13 protein-coding genes are annotated in these 19,919 nt (G+C 47.3%); 6 read left to right on the forward strand and 7 right to left on the reverse strand.

Features of this window, described 5'->3' with window-relative positions:
* The first annotated feature begins 153 nt into the window (after nucleotides 1-153).
* Entirely contained in the window at nucleotides 154-1,989 is a 1,836-nt protein-coding gene (locus IC230_RS18745; RefSeq protein ID WP_191040580.1) for a toll/interleukin-1 receptor domain-containing protein, read from the forward strand.
* On the opposite strand, the gene IC230_RS18750 is transcribed toward IC230_RS18745, so the two are convergent.
* Together IC230_RS18750 and IC230_RS18755 are read right to left on the reverse strand one after the other, a co-directional pair.
* Nucleotides 1,986-3,077, reverse strand: a complete 1,092-nt coding sequence (locus tag IC230_RS18750; RefSeq protein WP_191040581.1) for a toll/interleukin-1 receptor domain-containing protein — start codon at nucleotides 3,075-3,077, stop codon at nucleotides 1,986-1,988. The two genes, IC230_RS18745 and IC230_RS18750, sit on opposite strands and share 4 nt — an antisense overlap.
* A 6-nt stretch (nucleotides 3,078-3,083) precedes the next feature.
* Entirely contained in the window at nucleotides 3,084-3,767 is a 684-nt protein-coding gene (locus IC230_RS18755) for a hypothetical protein (RefSeq protein WP_191040582.1), read from the reverse strand.
* 303 nt (nucleotides 3,768-4,070) lie between these two features.
* Between IC230_RS18755 and IC230_RS18760 the strand changes: the two genes are divergently transcribed.
* Nucleotides 4,071-7,928: a caspase family protein gene (locus tag IC230_RS18760; RefSeq protein ID WP_191040583.1), complete on the forward strand. Its 3,858-nt coding sequence runs from the start codon at nucleotides 4,071-4,073 to the stop codon at nucleotides 7,926-7,928.
* A 125-nt stretch (nucleotides 7,929-8,053) separates the two neighbouring features.
* Entirely contained in the window at nucleotides 8,054-11,176 is a 3,123-nt protein-coding gene (locus tag IC230_RS18765) for a leucine-rich repeat domain-containing protein (RefSeq protein ID WP_191040584.1), read from the forward strand.
* Nucleotides 11,177-11,191: 15 nt separating this feature from the next.
* Here the strand turns inward: IC230_RS18765 and IC230_RS18770 are convergent, their stop codons facing one another.
* From IC230_RS18770 to IC230_RS18780, 3 genes are read right to left on the reverse strand one after another with little or no spacing between them, the layout of a single operon-like run.
* Complete coding sequence (locus tag IC230_RS18770) at nucleotides 11,192-12,121, reverse strand: nucleoside hydrolase (protein ID WP_191040585.1); 930 nt, start codon at nucleotides 12,119-12,121, stop codon at nucleotides 11,192-11,194.
* Nucleotides 12,122-12,159: 38 nt separating this feature from the next.
* Nucleotides 12,160-12,909 (reverse strand): subclass B1 metallo-beta-lactamase, encoded by a 750-nt coding sequence (gene bla / locus IC230_RS18775; RefSeq protein WP_191040586.1) that lies wholly within the window; start codon nucleotides 12,907-12,909, stop codon nucleotides 12,160-12,162.
* A gap of 16 nt (nucleotides 12,910-12,925) precedes the next feature.
* Nucleotides 12,926-14,824, reverse strand: coding sequence for a CocE/NonD family hydrolase (locus tag IC230_RS18780; protein ID WP_191040587.1), 1,899 nt, complete (start codon nucleotides 14,822-14,824; stop codon nucleotides 12,926-12,928).
* 100 nt (nucleotides 14,825-14,924) lie between these two features.
* Here IC230_RS18780 and IC230_RS18785 point away from each other — a divergent pair, with 100 nt between their 5' ends.
* On the forward strand, nucleotides 14,925-16,031 hold the full coding sequence (locus tag IC230_RS18785; protein WP_191040588.1) for a hypothetical protein: 1,107 nt from the start codon (nucleotides 14,925-14,927) through the stop codon (nucleotides 16,029-16,031).
* Between the two features lie 4 nt (nucleotides 16,032-16,035).
* On the opposite strand, the gene IC230_RS18790 is transcribed toward IC230_RS18785, so the two are convergent.
* Both IC230_RS18790 and IC230_RS18795 read right to left on the reverse strand, forming a co-directional pair.
* A complete protein-coding gene (locus IC230_RS18790) occupies nucleotides 16,036-16,539 on the reverse strand; it encodes a DinB family protein (RefSeq protein ID WP_191040589.1) in 504 nt (167 codons plus the stop codon).
* A 72-nt stretch (nucleotides 16,540-16,611) separates the two neighbouring features.
* A complete protein-coding gene (locus tag IC230_RS18795) occupies nucleotides 16,612-17,763 on the reverse strand; it encodes an amidohydrolase (RefSeq protein ID WP_191040590.1) in 1,152 nt (383 codons plus the stop codon).
* 164 nt (nucleotides 17,764-17,927) lie between these two features.
* On the opposite strand from IC230_RS18795, the gene IC230_RS18800 reads away from it, so the two are divergent.
* The gene (locus IC230_RS18800; RefSeq protein ID WP_191040591.1) at nucleotides 17,928-19,202 is read left to right on the forward strand and encodes a M20/M25/M40 family metallo-hydrolase; all 1,275 of its coding nucleotides are present in this window, start codon (nucleotides 17,928-17,930) and stop codon (nucleotides 19,200-19,202) included.
* A 243-nt stretch (nucleotides 19,203-19,445) separates the two neighbouring features.
* Nucleotides 19,446-19,904: a RidA family protein gene (locus IC230_RS18805; protein ID WP_191040592.1), complete on the forward strand. Its 459-nt coding sequence runs from the start codon at nucleotides 19,446-19,448 to the stop codon at nucleotides 19,902-19,904.
* The last annotated feature ends 15 nt before the right edge of the window (nucleotides 19,905-19,919 follow it).

Below are 19,919 nucleotides of genomic sequence, written 5' to 3' on the forward strand. Positions count from 1 at the left end.
AAGCTACGATTGGAAGCAATAAGTACACATACGAGTGGACTGATTTCATACTTGCTACGTATTGGGAGGTGGAAGAATTAGAAAAGTGGAATAAGCTCGTTTTATACAGTAATAGAAAATTGCTAATTTGTGTTTTATTCATGCCAGGCTGTCATGCAAAAAACACCGACAATCTTCCTCTCCTACTCCCGAGCTAACACCGACGTAGCCGACTCCATTGACAAGGATTTTAGAAGCGTCGGCATCACTTTCCGTCGTGACATTCGCGACGTAGCGTACCGCAGTAACATTAAAGAATTCATGAACACCATCGGCGAATCTAATTTTGTACTGATGCTGATCAGCGATGAGTTTTTGAAAAGCGACTGGTGCATGTACGAAGTGACCGAATTATTGAATACAAACAAGTTCCATGACAAGATTTTGCCGGTTATCCTTGATAATGCAGCTTCAATTTTTAAGCCAAAAGGTCGGTTACCATACTACGAGTATTGGGACAATATAACAGACGAGCATAGCCTTTTATTAGCCAGACATCCTAATACTGATTTGGTTGAGGTTTCAAAAAGATATAGAAATGTGGTTAATTACTTGGGTGACTTTTTTAAAGCCATCACTGAAATAAATCATTTAAGCATCGAAGGATTAAAGCAACAGAATTACCGTCCGATTTTAGACCTTGTTGGAGTTGATAATAAATCGCAACTAGAGGAATTATTGGCAATCTGGCAACTAACAGAGCAGGAAGAGAAAGAATTGGCCTTAGATGATTTTGGCGGTAAATATCCATCCAATCAGTATTATTTTTTCTTAAAAGCTCTAATTGAGGAAGATAATAATAAATTCAAGAAGGCTAAGCGATACTATGATGAGTGCGTACGTATCGATCCAGATTATGCTTTTGCCCATTATAACTTAGGACTTTTGCTCAAGAATAATTTCCAAGATTATAAGGAAGCCAAAATTCAGTTTGAGGAGACTCTACGCATTAGTCCGGACGATGTAGATGCCCGTATCCATTTAGGGCTTTTACTCAAAAATCATTTCCAGCAATACGAGGAGGCTAAAGTCCAATTCGAGGAAGCTGTACGTATCAATCCGGACCAAGCTGATGTGCATACTCATTTAGGAAATCTGTTCAGGACTAATTTTCAAGAGTACATAAAGGCTGAAGCACAGTATAAAGAAGCCATACGAATTAATCCTTATTATGCAGATGCCCATTACAATCTAGCTATTCTACTCAAAAATAACTTTCAGGATTATGAGGGAGCCAAAGCTCAGTATGAGAAAGCTATTCTTATTAATCCAGACCATGTACTCGCCCATTATAATTTAGGAAATCTGCTCAAAAACAACTTTCAAGATTACAAGGGAGCCCAAAGTCAGTATGAGGAGGCTCTACGTATCGATCCAGACTACGTACTTGCCCATAATAATTTAGGGATCCTGCTCGGTACTGACCTCCATGAGTATGACAAGGCCAAAACGCGGTTTGAAGAGGCCATACGTATCAAACCAAACCATACTCTTGCTCATTTTAATTTAGGGATTCTACTCCAAAATAGCTATCAGGATTATCAAGCAGCAAAAGATCACTACGAAAATGCTCTATGTGTTGATCCAGAGTATACCGATGTGTATATCAATCTAGGAGTTTTACTTAGTAACAACTTTCAGGACTATCAAGCAGCAAAAGATCATTACGAGACTGTTCTACGTATTGATCCTACCCATGACCTTGCCCACATCAATTTAGGTAATATGCTTCGGAATTACTTTCAGGATTATCAAGGAGCAAAAGACCATTATCAAAAAGCTATCCGTGCCAATCCAGAGTCTGCTCTTGCTCATAACAATTTAGGCAATCTGTTTGCAAAAACTTTTAATGACATGGAACAAGCCAAGAAGCACTATGTAATCGCTACTCAGTTAGATCGTAATTTTATTAATGAGGAGGCAGACAGTCTTTTTAATATTAAACGCTAAATCTTAACCAGTTGCTCAAGTTGCTCAGCGGCTGCTTTGAATTTCTCTACATTGCCTTCGGTGCAGTCGATGTAACTGTAGATGGCCATCATGGGCGGGAGGTCAGCGTCATTGCAAAAGTTGATCGTTCGGATCATTAATTTCTTACGGCTCTCCATAATATAGGCGCACTGAAACTCATCCCAGCATACTTTCGATTGGCTGTATTCGGGGGTCAAAACGCAGATCACATTTTTTGAATGTTGGATGGCATCGGAAATCATTCTGATCCACAGTCCACCGGATGGAATGCTGCTGCGGTCGTAGAAAATACGTAGCGACGGATTCCGGCTACGCAGCGCGTTCACAAACTCCTGCACTGCCGCCGTGTGCTTGTGCGAGTAGCTGATAAAGTAATCATATTCCATTGCGCTGCTCTCTAAACATAGCGGTTCCTGTGGACCAAATCCTCGTGTGCCCACTACGTTAGCCATGTCTTCGTTAATCTGCTTCAGATCATACAGTTCCTTGACCGTCTCGAAAATAGGCAAACCTTTTTGCACCTGTTCGTCGCGATGCAAGACCAGCTTCAGCGACTTCAGCGGCAAACCGGTCTCTAGCCAGAAAATAGCCGTCTCTAATAAAGCCGGAAGCATGGCTTCGATCGGAAATCCCCGGTCGCCCGTTGTCAGCACCGGCATAGCGATGTCGTCGTGGTGCGCGTCGATGGCAAACGTATTGATCGCCCGGAACAGATTGCCGACTTCGGTATCCACGTCATCAACGCTTCCCACTGGCTCGAAGCAGAGGATTTTTTTGATGTTAAAGTGCGCTTGTTGCTCGTCGGTCAGTGGTTTAGACAGCCAGCAGCTTACCTGATTCACTAAGTCGACTTCTTTGTCCTCAGCCAGGTCAGCTACCGAAATCCCTACGTTGAACAGAGCGTTCATCAGGGTTTTTCGAGTCGTTCGGTAGTCACCGCGAAACGCCGAAATGGCCAGAATGTCAACAGCAAACTCCTTCGGTATATCCGTTAAATCACCAGACAACAATTGAATCGTTGCGTTGCCTTCCGGACGTGGGATGATAATTTGCGAGAGAAGTTCCATACGAGGTCAGGCTCGGCAATACTTCAGTACGTTATCCACCTTATTTTCCGCTTTCCATTTTTCTAACTCTTGCCTGATGTATTCTCTCGACTGCCTACGGTTGCTGCGGTTGTAAGCATAATAATGAGCGCCCTGAATATCAGCAGGCAGATTCGCTTCTTGGGTTTTATCATACAACAGGAACACGTCCTTACCCAGCGAATCGGCAATACCCAGTTCGTAAAATACATTCGGATTGTTCTCCGAAATTTCGGCAACGATCAGTCCCACTTCTTGTATCTGCACCGCAACATTGTTCGCCAATTTACCAACTCGTGGGATCATATCTCCCCGAATGCATGTCAGGTTGGCGTCCTCAATAGCCGCCTTGATGATCTCTTCATAGACAACAGTCGACCACAACTTTGAGAAGGGCATGATCACAAAACAGGACGGCATGTTGATGTGAATTTCTTTGGTATCGGTCGATCCCATAGCCACAAGAAACGTATTCAGCATCTTCCGAGTCGTTCGATTGAGTCGATACACCTCATGTTGAGGGTCATACTCAACCAGCCCGTCATCGACCAGGAGTTGTACGGTGTCATCATGACAATCTATACCCATTTCAACCAGTTCAGCTTCCGTTAGCTTTCCTGTTCGGCTGGTATTCAGCATGTGCAGCATTTTCCATTGATCACCGTAGGCCATAATTCGTTGTACGACTGTATCGTGAAAGTCCAATCGACAGAAAATTACTGACATTTCCCGGCTTACTTACTGCCTATTTATCAAACGGGGCAATCACCTGGCCACTTTCCTTTAACGTAACGATAGGTACGAAGTTACAACCTCGGCGAGCGTTCAAAATAGGTGTGTGGGTGCAAAGGCAATGCTGACGTACCGTTCCCTAAATCATAGCGTTCGATTGCAGTAAAATGCGGTATACTCGTCCTCATTGTTCCGCATACCTGTCCTCTCATCCAGATAACAGAACTATCCCTTCCTACTACCATGCGATACGATAACCTTGCCGCTGGCGAAGCGGCTTTCCGAAAGCGTACGGATTACACCTTTACCCGATTTACGGCACCCGTTCCGGGCGAAAACCTGACCTTAACCGGTATTTTTTGTCAGCCTAAGACACGTAGCGGCTATTTCAATACCCCCGAACCGCCACCCGTCAAACAACGTATTCTGCTACACTTCACAGCTGGTGATCTGAGTGGCGGAATCAACCAACTGACCCGCCAGAATACGCACATTTCGGTACCGTTCGTCCTGGCCCGCGACGGTACCGTTTATCAATTATTTCCCTCTAAATATTGGTCGGGGAATATTGGTCAGGGTATCGGCAATACTGGTACCAACAATGCCCAGGATAAGGTCACCGTCAGCATCGAAATTATCAACTTTGGTTATCTGGTGGAGCGGAATGGCAACCTGGAAACCATTTACAGCGAACCGGCCGCCGGGCAACCCGATACGTATTGCAAACTGACCCAAACGGAAGCGTATCAAAAACTCGTCGTGCCGTTCAGAACGCAGCGGTACTACGCTACGTATACGCCCCAGCAGTACGACAGCTTGATTATTCTCCTACGGTTTCTTACAAAAAAATACAACATCCCCCGCGTTTTTCTGGATGAGAGCAAGCGCTACGAAGATACCAACGACGTACTGAACTTCAAGGGGATTGTGTCGCACGTCAACTATCGGGGCAAAAACAAGTTCGGTAATTTTGAGAAATGGGATATTGGCCCCGCCTTCGACTGGAAAACGCTGATCGCGGGGGTTCAGGCACCCTCGTATACGCCTAAGTTTGCGCAACGAAGCCTGTCGCCCAATGAAGACGTCATTACGTCGGAAGAGCAGATGGAAGAGATGATGAACGCACCGCGCGGTGTGGAAGTAGCTCCGCCCGAGGAGTTTAGCTCTGATTTCGGAACGGGGGACAAGGTTGAGACCGTAAAGCCGAAACTCTTCGCGTTGCTGGTGGGCATCGACAAGTACGAGCGATTTCCCCTGGGTGGCTGTGTCAACGACATGAAAGCCATGGAAGACTACCTGCGGCACAAAACGGGCTTCGATCATCAGATTTTAACGATCCAGGACAAAGACGCCACCAAACAGGCTATTGCCAAAGCGTTTCGGAATCATCTGGGCAAGGCATCTAAAAACGATACGGTTCTGTTTTATTTCTCGGGACATGGTACGCAGGAAAATGCCGACCCGATCTGGACAAACGATACCGACGAAGGACTGGAATGCATTGTTACGTACAATGGGAATGCCCAGACAACGTCGGATTACCTCGTGGCTGACAAAGAATTACGCTACCTCATCCACGACGTATCAACGAAAACGGGAGCGCACGTGGTCACGATGTTCGATTGCTGCCACTCCGGCGACAATACCCGTAGCCTGGCCTCCGAAGCTTTTCAACGGGAAGCGGAGACAAACGAACGGCGGGTCCTGGATCGGAACGGCGATTATTTCCCCAAACGGGATTGGAACGGGTTTCTTTTCAGCGACGTGATTCCGTACGAAACGGCAAAGCATAAAAAGCTGGAAGAGTTTTTGCCCGAGGGCGCTCACGTGCAGTTGTCGGCCTGCGAGTCGGATGAAGTGGCCCTGGAAGTGGGCGGCCGGGGTGTATTTACCAAAACCCTGTTGAACGTACTGGAAAAATCGGGCGGAAATGTGAGCTATCAGTCACTACGTAGTCGGGTCCGGCAGTATATGAAGTTTGGGTTCGACCAGAAACCTAAAATTTCGGTAGTGGTTAACCCGGATTTGCTGAACACTATCTTTCTGAATCAGGGGGTTGATTCCCGGAAAAACGTTGGCGAGATGGTCTATAACGATACCAAAAAGGCCTGGTTACTGAATTTCGGCGCGATTCACGGTGCCAAGGCCGATAGTCCGGTACAGATTGTCGATCCGCAACAAGCCACAAAGACCTTCCCGGCAGTCGTTCGCGACGTGTTTATCGACCATTCGGTACTCGACACCGCTGATCTGCAACTCGATCAGACAACTGTTTATACCGTACTGACCGACGAGCTGATGGTGGAGGAGGTGAAGCTTTTCCTGAATAACGTCAATGGCAATCAGGCCGACTTGAATCCCCTGGTTGAAAAACTGCTGGCGGCTTCGGGAGGATGCTACGTATTTGAAGCCGATGAAGCAACGGCTGATTTTACCCTGCACATCAACACGGGCCAGTGTTACGTTACGCGCCCAAATGATCCGTTCCGGCCGTTGTTCATGCCCGTTCAGCTCGACGATCCGAATAAGGAAACGACGCTGACCAACGCGTTGCGGCACATGTCCAGACGGCAGTTTGTAAAAAAGCTAGACAATACGTCCGGCAACACGATCAAAGGCGATCTACTCCGTATCGAACTGAGTCAGGTGAATGCCAACGGTCGGGAAACGGCCTTGCCGGTAACGGGCAAGAAAGCAAAGCCCGTTTACGAAAAGATCGGCGACAAATGGCGGGGTAAACTCAAGATTAAGGTGACCAACCAGTCAGACCGGAAACTTTACTTTTCCGCCTATTACCTACCGTCTGATTTCAGCGTTTCGCTCGATTTGATGAACAACCGCGTTACGTTGCTCGAGCCCGGAAAATCCGTTAATCTCTCGTACAGAAACAACGACGAAATTCCCCTGACGCTCGAACGGATTGTGCGCGAATACAACTGGCCAAAGTCTGTAGAAACGCTGAAATTTTTGGTTTCGTCGCTCGAATTTGATCCGGAAGGTTTCGTGCAGGCGGGTCTGCCCCTGCCGCCGTTGAGCACCGACAAGGATAAACCCAGAGATAAAGCAACAAGAGGCATTGGTGAAGAGGAAGAAGAACCGAAAGCGCTAACGCTGGATTTCTGGCAAACACAGCCGTTGACGCTGGAGTATGCGAATCCTGAATATAACAAAGTCAGTCAACCCTGGCTGGATACGTTATTGTCGTACCCTCCGCTGGCCGAGTTTCTGTTTGGCGTGTATTACGACGTAGTGACCGACGAGTTCGGGCAACCCAAACCCGTTCTCAAGCCCGAACTGATCGTTCCGCCGGGCGAACGCGGCCTCCTGGACGATGCCAAATTATGGGCTGCCAACTCGGTTGAACTCTGGCGCCGTAACCGCCTGTACAACCAGGTAAAGAATTCCCGAACACGAATTGTGGCGGAGGGCGATTCCTGGTTTTTATATCCGTTTTTCGTCCAGGAAATCCTCGATCACCTATCGACCATCTACGCGGTGAAAAGTCTGGCAGCCGCTGGCGATACGCTCGAAAATTACATGCGTTCGGACGATTATCTGTCGGCCATTGAGGAAGAGAAACCGGCGTTTTATTTGGTCAGTGGGGGCGGCAATGATATTCTTGGCAAACAATTCAAAGACTATCTACACCAGGCCGCCGACGTACCACCCGGTTCAGCACCCGAAGCGTATCTAAAAAAAACGATCTCGGCCAAGCTCGACCAACTTCATGATTGGTACGTTCAGATGTTCGATAAAATCCGTCGCGAACACCCCGACCTGCCCATCATTTTCCACGGCTACGATTACCCCATACCGGTCGATACGGTAGCGACGCCAGACAAAACGAGCTGGCTGGGCAAATACATGATTGAAAAAGGAATTGGCGACCAGGCGCTACGGGCCAACATCATCAAATACATCATGGACCAGTTCAACCAGAAAATGCAAACCCTCGCTAGCGAGCAGCGTAAAATCTATTTCATTGACGTACGAAATATGGTGATCGGCTCAAAAAACTGGTACGATGAAATCCATCCCTCTTCCGCCAGTTTTCAAACCATCGCCTTCAAATTCGTTGACAAGATGAAAGAGCTAGCCTAAGTGGATGGTTAAATGATCAGCCGTGCTACAACTCGTGAACGTAGCACGGCTGATTGATTAGGAGAAATCCTGTTTTATAAATCTATCTGTTCCATAAAAACGAATCTTCTATCCGCACACGTAGCATGACTCCGCCCCTCGCCTTAGAACTGATTAATAAAGCATACGCCGAAAAATCCACCTTCCTCGACCTCGGCAATTGCGGTTTAACTTTTATCCCGGAAGAAATCACCAAACTGGCTTCTTTTTTAAAGGAATTGAATATGGGAAGTTACTACTACAAATTAGATCAATACGTTGAAAGTGAAAATGAAGGTGCATCCAATGACTTCTCAAATAGTGAAGTGGATTTTAATATTTTTCAAAAGCTGGCATTAACCGGACTTTTTATAAGCAAAATTCACCTTTCCAGTAGCATTATACCACCGGCAACCAATCTCACAAACCTAGTTTCCTTACAGATTGCAGAGAATGCTCTGACTGATGTGCAGGCCGAGTACATTGGTGCTAATTTCAAAGATCTAAAATCCTTTGATATTTCCCGGAATCAATTATCTGCTCGTGGGGCTCAACATATTGCCAATAATCTCGAATTTCTCACCTCTCTAAATATTTCCGAGAATCAAGTAACCGATGAGGGGGCTCAATATATTGCCAGTAACCTCAAATCCCTTACCTCTCTAGATATCTCTTATAACCGGTTGACCGATGAGGGAGTCAAATGTATTACTAATCTCGAAAGCTTAATCGCTTTACAAATTTCATCCAGTAAATTAACTGGTCTGGGAGTACAGTATATTACCACCCACTTAAAAAACCTCATCTCTTTAGATATTTCTTTTAATTCACTTACTGACGCAGAGGCTCAGCAGATTGCTCAATATCTCAAAAACCTGACTAGATTAGACATTTCCAGTAATCAAATTACCGATGAGGGAGCTTTACACATCGCTCATAACCTTAAAGCCCTGACTTACTTACAGATTTCTGGCAATCATTTGACCGCCAGGAGCGCTCAGGCAATTGCCACCAACCTCAAAAGCTTGAACTCATTGCGGATTTCCGAAAATCAATTAAGGGATAATGGTATTGAGTTGTTGGTGAACATGCCGAAACTAACTTTTCTGTTTGCTCGTGACAATAGAACCGATTCAATTCCAGAAACCCTTCTCGACAATATAAAAGCGTTACGAGACTATTTTAAAGCTGAACAACTAAACAAATTAGTTGATAATAATTTTGTTAAAGTGATTCTCATGGGAAACACTACGTCGGGTAAAAGTAGTCTGGCTAATTATTTAGTCGATGGTACATATATTCCTGGAAGGAAAAGCACACACGGTATTCAGCTTTGGAAATGGCATACCGATCCAGAGAATCCCAGGAACGATCTGACCGTGAACATATGGGATTTTGGTGGTCAGGATTACTATCACGCCACACATACACTATTCCGAAGTGCGAAAACTCTATTTCTGTTTCTTCACACCGACGAAGAAAGCCATAAACAAAGTAAGCCCGAAGAAAATCAATATTTAAAGGAGGAATATTGGCTGGCAAATATTCAGTCGCTGGCGGGCGAACGAAGCTTTGCCTGGTTTATACAGTCAAAGTACGAACCCGATTTCACAGGAACGTCAGTCGAGCGCATATTTCTGAACGCGGAAACGGCAAAAAAACTCGTCCGAAATCAGTTTGCTATATCCGTAAAAAAAACATCTGAGAATGATCTTGATTCTTTTCGCAGTTTTACCTACTTCCGCGAAAGTCTGAAGACCGAATTGCAGAAGCTTGCTACAGAGAAATTACAGGCCAGCTGGGTTGAGATTCGTGACCAACACCTGGTTGAGTGGCGCAAAAACAAAGCAGATCTTTGCATGACAAAAAAGATGTTCTGGAAAAAATGTCAGAAGGCTGTGGCGGATGGTCCATTTCAGAATGATTTTAGTGAAAAGCCCGAGGTATTTCTGAAATATCTTCGGGACTGTGGTGAGATTGTGTGGTTTGAAAACAACGCCGAATTAAAAGATCAGCTTTACTTGAGCGTGGATGAATTAACAACGGAATTATTCAAACTGCTGAACAAAGAGTATATCGATCAGCAGGGCAGTTTTACGTTATCCGCTTTAACAACAGTTGATCAAAAAGCCCTTGCCGATTATCTGAAAATTCTGCTGGAGTTTAAATTGATTTTCCGGAAAATAAATACGACTGATACGTTTGTAGTCCCACAGTATTTGCCGGAAAATCCATACACTATCCATTTTCAGCAACTGATTCAAATAGCCTACGCAATCAGGTTTGCTTACTTACCGCGTTCGCTGGTTACGCAGTTCCTGGTTACCTACGCCAATGTGGAAGGAAGTTATTACTGGCGCTACGGAGCTTTTTTTAGAAAAGGGAGTTTTCGGTTGTTTGTCCAGATGGATGCCTATCAACAAACGGTAGCCATCCACGTCAGCGACGGCCCAACCCGCGAAAAGTATAGTATTCTTAAAGACCTTTTTGAGTTTTTTACGCAGCCAGAACGGAACGAACTGAATCGTCCTGGCAGTATGCCCCTCAGTAAGAACAGAGTAATGCCATCCGAACGTTTTTTTCTTTCTGATGGCGCCAGGAAAACAATTCAACTTTCGTCGGATGGCGTAGAATTCGTTACCATCACCAATCTTGAAGAAGCCATTTTAAATAAGATCACCAAAGTAAAAAGTGCAACTGGTAACTACCTAACGATTAGCCCCGTCATGCACCAGTTACTGGTTAGTCAGGCGCAAATTCCCAAGAAAATATTTCTCTCCTACGCCCATAAAGACGAACTATACAAGAAAGAACTGGATACCCATTTTGCCGCATTAAAACGTAGCGGTTTGGTCGAAACCTGGCAGGATCGGGAAATCCTGGCGGGCGACGACTGGGATAAGGTGATCAAGGAAGCTATCCAACATTCTGATATTGTGCTGCTGCTGCTCAGCCCGGATTTTATGGCTTCCGACTACATCTGGAACACCGAATTACCTGCGGCTAAAGAACATGGCACGGAGATCATACCCCTATTTATACGACCTTGTGATTTCGAAGAAACTCAGTTTGCTATTTATAAACAGCAAGGATTACCCGGCTACGAAGGCCCGAAGACTGATTTGGACAAGGCCAAAACGCGTTGGATCGTCAGTTCTGACTTTCCAAACCGAGACGAAGGCTATCTGAAAATCGTAGAAGGTGTAAAAGCCAAACTAAAAACGCCCTAATTTTCGGTTTGCGGGTTACTGCTTGAACTGGCTCAGTAGATAATCGTAAAAATAACCCGTGTTCACGTCCGTTGCGATTTTTACTACATAGCCCTGGTCATCCAGATACGTTTGTCCGGCGTTGGGTGGTCGGGTGCTTACGTTGGCTTTCACGAGTTCAGTCGTGAAGTAGTCGGGCATGGCCAAGTAACTGGTCGCCAGAATGTCCCACATGAAATACGTGTAGTGATAACTCGGGATCGTATCGAGGGTCAAGGCCCAGAGCTGCCCGGTCAGATTCGACAGCTTGTAATCAATCTGCGTCGCTAACGTCGAGAGAAATTGCTTCGTGACGGGTACGTGATTCGTTACGTCCAGCGGGATAAGTGTTAACGGTAGTTCGTATGATACCAGCTTCTGCGAGCTGACCGGGTCCCAGAATACGTTCCATTCGGCTGAGCCATCGTGCTGGTACGTCTGCACGTTTCCGGTAGTTCGGAATGCCCCCGCCATCCAGACGATCTCGTCAATTTTACCTTTCAGTTCCGGTGCTTTTTCCAACGCCAGTACCAGGTTTGAACACGGCCCCGTCATTAAAACTGTTACTTTCTCCTTAGCTGCTGACAGCCTGTCGATGATCAGCTCGGGCGCACTCGGGTACGCATACGGGTCCGGCGATTTCGGCAGATTGATCAGCATGGGTAACGCATTGATGATCTCGGGTCGCGCCCGCCATTCGCTTGGGAAGGCGTTGATACCGTAATAATCACCTCGGCCTAGCGGAATTTCTTCCTTGCCCATCAATTGAAGCAGCTTATAGGTCGATTCGAGAGCGGGTTCGATGTAACAGTCAGCGGGCGTTACCGTAACGCCGATCAGTTCAGCATCAGGCATGGTCAGCACGAGCAGTTGCGACAATAAATCGTCGATGGCTCCGTCGTGATCCATTAAAATACGTTTAGGCATGTGTATAATGTACGTTTTGTAAGTGGTGTGCCCGATGGTTACTTTTTGGTAGCCAGATAGTTATCAATCAGCTTCAGCGTGTGGTCTAATGATTTAACATCGCTCCATTCTTCATGGCCGGGAACGATAATTCGGGCTTTGCCAAACTGAGTTTTTACGTTCCGAATCGTATTACCCCACTCGGACAGATTGGCATCGCCAAGGAATCCCATTCCAAAAGCTGCGACACTTTTAACCAAACAGCCGCCATGTAAAATCTGCTGATTCGGCAGATAAACGACAATGTTGTCTCTCGTGTGGCCTTCGCCTGGAAAATAGCAGCGAATCGGTTCTCCACCAATGGTAAATGTGGTATCGGATGGTAAAATGCCCTCGGGTGCTGGATAGCCTTCTTTAACCGAATTTTTCGCTGTCAGGGGCGTGCTGACGACTCGAACTCGCGCTTTACGAAGTGCACCCGTACCGCCCACACGGTCGCCATGTGCGTGTGTAGCGATGCAAAGTCGAACAGGTTGGTGTAAGTTATCCTTTACCCACTGGAGTATTTGCTGAGTATTATCAGCGACGGAGTCAGTATCCCACCCCGTATCAACGAGCACAACACCATCATCGGTCTTAATAATCAGCCCATTAGAAGGCACTGCTTCGTTTTGGTAAAGACCGTACGTAGTGTGTACGTACACCCGCTCGTTGAGGGGCGTAACCATGAGTTTAGGCTTTTGCACCGACTGAGCAAAAGCTACGTAGCCGATAAAAAAGCTAAGTAAAAGCGTAACTGGAAATCGCATAGACGGATAAAAATGGTTAGTTCAATACACCAACTTTCAGGAAACTTGCGCCCGATTTTCCGTGATAAACCCGGTGCGTGGCTTTCTGATAATCTGATTCTTTGGCGCTGAAGACGGGCACAAACGTCTGCGGATTCCGATCGGCCAGCGGGAAACACGTACTCTGCACCTGTACCATCAGGCGGTGGCCTTTTTTAAACGTATGCAGTACGTCCTGTAATTCGATCGGCACTTGCGTTGGCTGATTGGGTGTAAAGGCTTCGGGTTTGCTGGTATTGTTCCGATAACGCCCCCGCATGATTTCACTACGTACCAGTTGCTGATAATCGCCATACACGACGTCTGGTTTTTTCGGATTCTCCGGTGCATCGGATGGGTATACGTCAATAACTTTTATCATCCAGTCGGCGTCCGTTCCCGTAGTCGATACAGTGAGTTGGGCTACGATCGGCCCGGCCAGGGTTAAATCGTCGGTGAGCACATCGGTCTGGAAAGTCAGTACGTCGGGTCGTGAGGAGGCAAATCGCTGATCTTCGACCATGTAATCGGCGGAAAAACCATCGTTGATTTTGCTCGAAAATGGAACGGGATGCGCCGGATCAGACGGAAATTCCGAGAAAGTAGCTCCGGTTGTCGATGCCGAAAAGCCAAGTTTACCATTGGCCTGCAAATACAACTGTTTTTGCACGGTTCCCTTCGGCGGATACGTATCGAACGAACGCCAGCGGTTAGTGCCGGTCTCGAATAACGTTGCTTCGGGTAGTGCTAATGGTGTCGTCTCGTTAAAGAGATAATGTTTGAAGAATTTCGCTTCGATGGTTTCCTGGTAATACGGCGACGTCTGCGAACCAAAATCCAGATCAGCTAAGGTTTGCCCCGACTGTCTGGCCCAGCCCCCATGTACCCACGGCCCCACGACGAAGATGTTCTGAATACCGGGATTCTGCTTCTCGATGGCTTTGTACGTGTTGAACGTACCGTACAGATCCTGCTCATCGTACCAGCCTCCGACAACCATGACGGCGTGTTTGATGCCTTTCAGGTGTGGCAGGATATTCCGTTTTTTCCAGTGATCGTCGTAATCCGGATGTTCAAAATTCTCGTGGTAATACGTATTCCGGCCTTTGTAATACTGACTCTCGGAATTAGCCGTTGGCCCCATGTTCAGGTAAAAATGATAGCCGTCGGGATCGTTGATCTCGAACAGGGGCGTTGGCCGCTGCTTCGTCGGTCCCTTTTGTTCCTGAAAACCCGTATAGAAACCAAAGTTGGCGGCAATCTGGAAAGCGCCGTTATGAAACGCATCGTCGCGCCAGAGGTCGGCCATGGGCGCCTGCGGAGAAGACGCTTTCAGAGCCGGATGTCCCGACACTGACCCCGCCGACGTAAAGAAGCCGGGGTAGCTAATGCCCCATTGTCCTACGTTCCCGTTATGATTCGATATGTTCTTCAGCAGCCAGTCGATCGTGTCATACGTATCGGATGCTTCGTCATGATCGGTTTTACTTTTTTTATTGTCAACATGCGGAGTCATCTCAACAAACGTACCTTCCGACGCCCAACGACCACGAACATCCTGATAAACAACAATGTAGTTATCCCGTAGCATAAACGCATTCGGACCAATACGCGGACGAAACTGATCCGGTCCGTACGGGCGGCAGCTATATGGTGTTCGCTGCATAATGATCGGGTGCTTTACCGACTGATCTTTGGGCGCATAGATCTGCGTGAACAGTTTAGTGCCGTCGCGCATGGGCACCATGAATTCAGTTTTTTGATACTTTTCCCGGGTATATGCCGAATCCTGAGCGAACGTATTGGGATACGGGTTGGTAGACGTAGCGGGCTGGGCGACCGCCAGCATTGGCATTAGTAACAGAGCAATGGCTACTTTTGAGAAGTTGGTTGGCATGAAGTTGATTTAGATAATCCGTACAAATTAATGGGTAATTAATTTACATTGAGTCGCAATTTTACAAAACCCAACTAGAAAGAAATCGAATCATAAAACGATGGCTAGGAAATATACATCCCTTCTTGTTGTACTGATTGGTTACTGTCAGTTTGTATGGGCCCAGTCTCCCCCATTACGTACTAAGTCAAGTGAGGTAGACACCGTATTTCTGCCGATCATCCAGTACTTCGCCAACACTCGAAGGGAACTACGCGATACGACTACGTATCCGCTGCCAACTTTGTACGAAAGTCAATATTATACGCTCAAATTAGCCCATTCGGCCCTGCATTGGTCTAAACACAAACGTAGTGTACACAACCCGTTCGGCGATGACAAATACCCGCTTTCTTATTCGGTACTGTACAAAGGCTGTTTGGTCAGTCTGTTTTCGCCGGGCTTCTTTGCCTGCTACAATAGTGCAAACTGGACACGTAACAAGGTTTTAGAAAAACAGCTTAATGCCAAACGGTTTCACTATCACTGGTTAATTAACGGGCAGTTGATTGGTTTGTCCGGGGGACGCTATTGGGTATTTACTGATCAGATTGGGTGGACGCTTTACCTGAATCCTGTTCCATTCGGAAAACAACCAAAATTATTCGAAGACTCGAAGTATCTAGCCTATAGCAATTGTAAAGGGGAATTTGGCGGTACGATATTCTTTTACGAGAAACAGAGCCGAAAAATTCATAGCACACAAGCCGTCTGTGCGAATTGGGTTTATCATACTCAGGATGGGTATCATGTCTTATCCAATCTGGGCCATATGATCGGCAGTGCAGACGAACAGGTCATTCAGGACCCTGGACGGCTACCTTCTCCCGAACCGAAAAATGCAAAACCTGGTGCCCCCGATTTAACGGTCACCAAACTTCAATTTGATCTGACTGGTATTCAACTGTTTGGTGGCTTCCTCCTTCAAAACAAAGCGGTCTACTTAACACTCGTGGGTAATGGAACGTGTTTAGCAACGCTGTCTGGAAAAACCTTCACAATTATCGATCCTTTGTTCGACTCGGAGATTTATACACATAATCCCGTTAGCACTACATATGGCGAAATAACTGTCATTAATCTTGATTTCTACGGACTAGGCCGAGAGCACGAAGTGCAATGCTTAGTTATCCGAAATGGGCACGTAGAATTGATACAATGGATTTAACGGATCAGCTTTTCCAGGCGCCCAATAACCGGCGAATGAGAATGATTTCACCGATATGATACGCAGTGTGGTCGGCAATAAGCAGTGCTTCGCGGAGTAGATTTTGGCCATCGCCATGCGAAAGCGGTTCGTATAAGTCGCGTTGCGGATCGTTGAGCAACGTAATGAACGCATCACGATCCTGCCGAATCTGAGTCAACGCCTGCTGCCATTTAGCCTCATCAGCTGGTGCTATTTCGCTGGGCCAGTAGCCTTTCGGCCAGGGTGGCGACTGATGTGAGGCATCCCGCGAAAATTCGAGAATGTCCCATTGAACGATTCGTATGTGATCGACCAGTTGCCAGATACTGTAAGGCAACTTATCCGGGATTACGCCCCGTAGTTCGGCGGGCAACTCCTTTATCGCGGCTTCAAACGGCTGATGCGCGTTTCCGCTGGTTAACAAATCGATGAGTTGCCTGCGAACGGCATCGTTAACAGCGGCAACGGATTGATCGGACTGGGCCATGATACGTAGTGGTGTTCGCTTACATAACAACCAACTCGGCGATAGGTTAGGGCAGTTACCCATTATTCCAAATCAACTTACTCCCGGCCTGTGATCAATCTCAATCAATTCTAGAAACAGACGGGCGGCTGGTTCGATCAGGTTATCGTTGAAATCGTAATTATCGTTGTGCAAAGCTGGCGAATTCTCTCCGTTGCCCATGCCAAACATGGCTCCTTTGTGGTGCTGCGTAAACAAGCCAAAATCTTCGCCCCACTTAAACGGTTCCTGCTTTTCGACAAACGGATAGCCCAGTTTCACTGCGCTCCGTTTGATTTGTTCATACGCTTCAGGATCGTTTTCGTTGGCAAAAAAGGCTTCCGTATAGCGGGTTGCTACGTCGATACCGCTATCCGTCGAAAGCTCAGCCAATACGTCCAGTAGTTGCGTAGTCAACTGTTCCATTCGTTTCGCATTACGGGTTCGGAGGGTTACGTGGACTTCACCGTAGCCCGCCGATATGCCGTACGATTTTTCACCCATCGTGGTATAGACCGGGGTGATCAAGGCGAAATCATCAGACTGTGGGTCAGGCTGTTGCAATCTTCGGGAACGTAGCATAAACTCCGCCATCATGTAGGCGGGATTAAGACCTTTTTCGGGTTCAGCCGAGTGCGACACTTTGCCCGTGAACGTAACGATCATGCTCAGAACGGATGCCGTAAACGGTCCGGGTCTGCATACAACAACGCCTTGTTCATAGCCGGGCAAATTATGTAGCGCAAACACCCGGTCGGGCTGAATGGATGTAAAAAACGGATCGTTCAGAACGGCCTCAGCGCCCTGGCCGGTTTCTTCGGCAGGCTGAAACACCAGATACACCCGCCCATTCCTGAACGGTTTTACGGCCAGTAAAGATGCCAATCGGGCGAGGATAGCGGTGTGACCATCGTGACCGCATTTGTGCGAAACGCCTTCTATCCGTGACTTATGGGCGAACGCATTGACTTCCTGAATTGGCAATGCATCCGTATCAGCCCGAATCAACGTAACAGGTCCGCCCTCACCCAACCCATATTGTAACAGCAAACCCGTACCGCCCACTTCCTGTATAGCATCCGGATTAAATTGTTTCACGAAAGCTTTTATCCGTTTCTGCGTTTCGACCTCCTGTCCCGAAATTTCCGGAAACTGATGAAGCGCATGTCTAAACTGAATAAAGGCATCAGGCAGGTCTGTACGCATAAAGGCGTTGTTTACTTTATGGCTCAATTACGCCTTTTTTGTGTTGTCAGGCAAGATCATAGCACTCAGCTTAGTTTTTGATTCCTAAACCTACCGTCGAGGCTGGGACAATGACAACTTTCTGTATTTTAGCCATTCACAACCTGCTTTACCGGAAACCATTCATGCGAAAACTCGCCTTTCTCTTCCTGATCGCCAGCTATACCGCGTCGGCTCAAACGCTTTCCAAACCCGAAAAAACCGTTCTCGCTACGGTGCAGAAACAGATGCCGGAGACGGAAGCTTTTCTGGAAAAAGTTGTCAATATCAACAGCGGTACACTGAACAAAGAAGGCGTTCGCACCGTCGGGAAACTGATGTCGGATGAGTTCGATAAGCTGGGTTTCAAAACCGAGTGGGTGACGTTACCCGACTCGCTGAATCGGGCGGGCCATCTGGTAGCTACCCGGCAAGGCAAAAAAGGTAAAAAACTGTTTCTGATCGGCCACCTGGATACGGTGTTTGAAAAGAGCCTGCCGATGGAGCCTTACACCCGCGTGAACGATTCGACGGTTGCCGGGCAGGGGGTCAACGACATGAAAGGGGGCGACGTAGTTGTCATTGCCGCCCTGAAAGCGTTAAATGACCAGAAATTGCTCGATGATACGTCGATCACCATTTACTTTACCGGTGACGAAGAAAGCGGTGGTGGCCCGGAAAGCCGCCGGGATTTCATTGAGCGGGCGAAAAAATGTGATCTGGCGTTAGCTTTTGAAAGTGCCCAGGGACTGCATCACGTAACGACCGGCAGACGGGGAGCCAGCGGCTGGACACTCAACGTAAAGGCGCGATCGGGACACTCATCGCGTATTTTCAACGATTTGGGGTACGGAGCGATTTATGAAGCCGTCCGCATCCTGAACGAATTTAGGCGGACGCTCGGCCAGGAGCAATACCTGACCTTTAATCCGGGCCTGATCGTGGGCGGAGCGGAAACGCATTATGACGATAAGACCGCCAAAGCCGACGTAGTGGGCAAAACCAATATCATTGCCGGGACAGCTTTGGTTAAAGGTGATCTACGGTTTCTTACGGAAAGTCAGAAAGAAAAAGCCAGGGCCAGAATGCGCGAAATCGTTGATAAAAGCCTGCCGCTGACCAAAGCCACGATCTCGTTTGTAGACGGTATTCCCGGTATGGAGCCGACAGCCGCCAATGATGAGTTGCGCAAGCAAGTCGACAAGATCAGCCGGGACATGGGCATTGGCCCGGTCGAAGCATTTGATCCGGGCGCGCGTGGCGCTGGCGACGTATCGTATGTGGCTCAATTTATGCCTTGCCTGGATGGCTTGGGTGCATCGGGCAAGGGAGCTCACAGCATCGAAGAAACGATGAACATCAAGGAATTTCCGCTACTTATTCAGCGGGCTGCGCTGTTGATTTACCGATTGTCTCGCTAACTTACCTGTAATAAATAATTGACCACAGAGCCACAGAGGGCGCAAAAGCTTACTAGTACTCGTCCAATTTACTGGTTTGAGAAAAAGGTACCACGGGTTTTAACCCGTTCGGGAGTTGATCTAAAAAACGGGTTAAAACCCGTGGTACCGGTAATTAAGAATTAAACTGGAGCAGTACTAGTTACCTGAACGCTGTATTCGCTGGGACTCTGTGGTTAATCTAACTATTTACCACTTTTTATCATGAAACATCTCTTACTTCCTTTGCTGTTGCTTGGCATAAGCTTTTCTTCTTTTGGTCAGGACAAACGGATTATTCAGCCCCGAACCGTACCCGCCGTTCCGTATCCGTTTAGTCCGGGCGTGATTAGCAATGGGTTTCTGTTCGTGTCCGGACAGGTGGGTACGGATCCACAGTCGGGTAAATTGATTGACGGGGGCATCGAAGCCGAAACTGCGCAAACGATTCAAAATATCACAACGGTGCTGAAAGATGCGGGCACTTCGCTCGAAAACGTCGTGAGCGTAACGGTCTACCTAAGCAACATGGATGACTTCCCGAAAATGAACGCGATTTACCAGAAGTATTTCCAAAAGGACAATTACCCCGCCCGTACGACCGTCGGTGTTGCCAAGCTGGTGTTCGGTGCCAGCGTTGAAATGACGATGACAGCGGCCGTTCCTCCCCGGCGCATGAAATAGACTCACCCGTTAGAG

The organism is Spirosoma validum (assembly GCF_014699035.1).
Lineage (GTDB): Bacteria > Bacteroidota > Bacteroidia > Cytophagales > Spirosomataceae > Spirosoma > Spirosoma validum.

Coding starts and splice junctions, on each gene's coding strand:
- IC230_RS18790 (WP_191040589.1), bottom strand. CDS start 16,539: ATGGCCCAGTCCGATCAATCCGTTGCCGCTGTTAACGATGCCGTTCGC.
- IC230_RS18785 (WP_191040588.1), top strand. CDS start 14,925: ATGGCTAGGAAATATACATCCCTTCTTGTTGTACTGATTGGTTACTGT.
- IC230_RS18805 (WP_191040592.1), top strand. CDS start 19,446: ATGAAACATCTCTTACTTCCTTTGCTGTTGCTTGGCATAAGCTTTTCT.
- IC230_RS18780 (WP_191040587.1), bottom strand. CDS start 14,824: ATGCCAACCAACTTCTCAAAAGTAGCCATTGCTCTGTTACTAATGCCA.
- IC230_RS18765 (WP_191040584.1), top strand. CDS start 8,054: ATGACTCCGCCCCTCGCCTTAGAACTGATTAATAAAGCATACGCCGAA.
- bla (WP_191040586.1), bottom strand. CDS start 12,909: ATGCGATTTCCAGTTACGCTTTTACTTAGCTTTTTTATCGGCTACGTA.
- IC230_RS18800 (WP_191040591.1), top strand. CDS start 17,928: ATGCGAAAACTCGCCTTTCTCTTCCTGATCGCCAGCTATACCGCGTCG.
- IC230_RS18770 (WP_191040585.1), bottom strand. CDS start 12,121: ATGCCTAAACGTATTTTAATGGATCACGACGGAGCCATCGACGATTTA.
- IC230_RS18750 (WP_191040581.1), bottom strand. CDS start 3,077: ATGGAACTTCTCTCGCAAATTATCATCCCACGTCCGGAAGGCAACGCA.
- IC230_RS18745 (WP_191040580.1), top strand. CDS start 154: ATGCAAAAAACACCGACAATCTTCCTCTCCTACTCCCGAGCTAACACC.
- IC230_RS18795 (WP_191040590.1), bottom strand. CDS start 17,763: ATGCGTACAGACCTGCCTGATGCCTTTATTCAGTTTAGACATGCGCTT.
- IC230_RS18755 (WP_191040582.1), bottom strand. CDS start 3,767: ATGGCCTACGGTGATCAATGGAAAATGCTGCACATGCTGAATACCAGC.
- IC230_RS18760 (WP_191040583.1), top strand. CDS start 4,071: ATGCGATACGATAACCTTGCCGCTGGCGAAGCGGCTTTCCGAAAGCGT.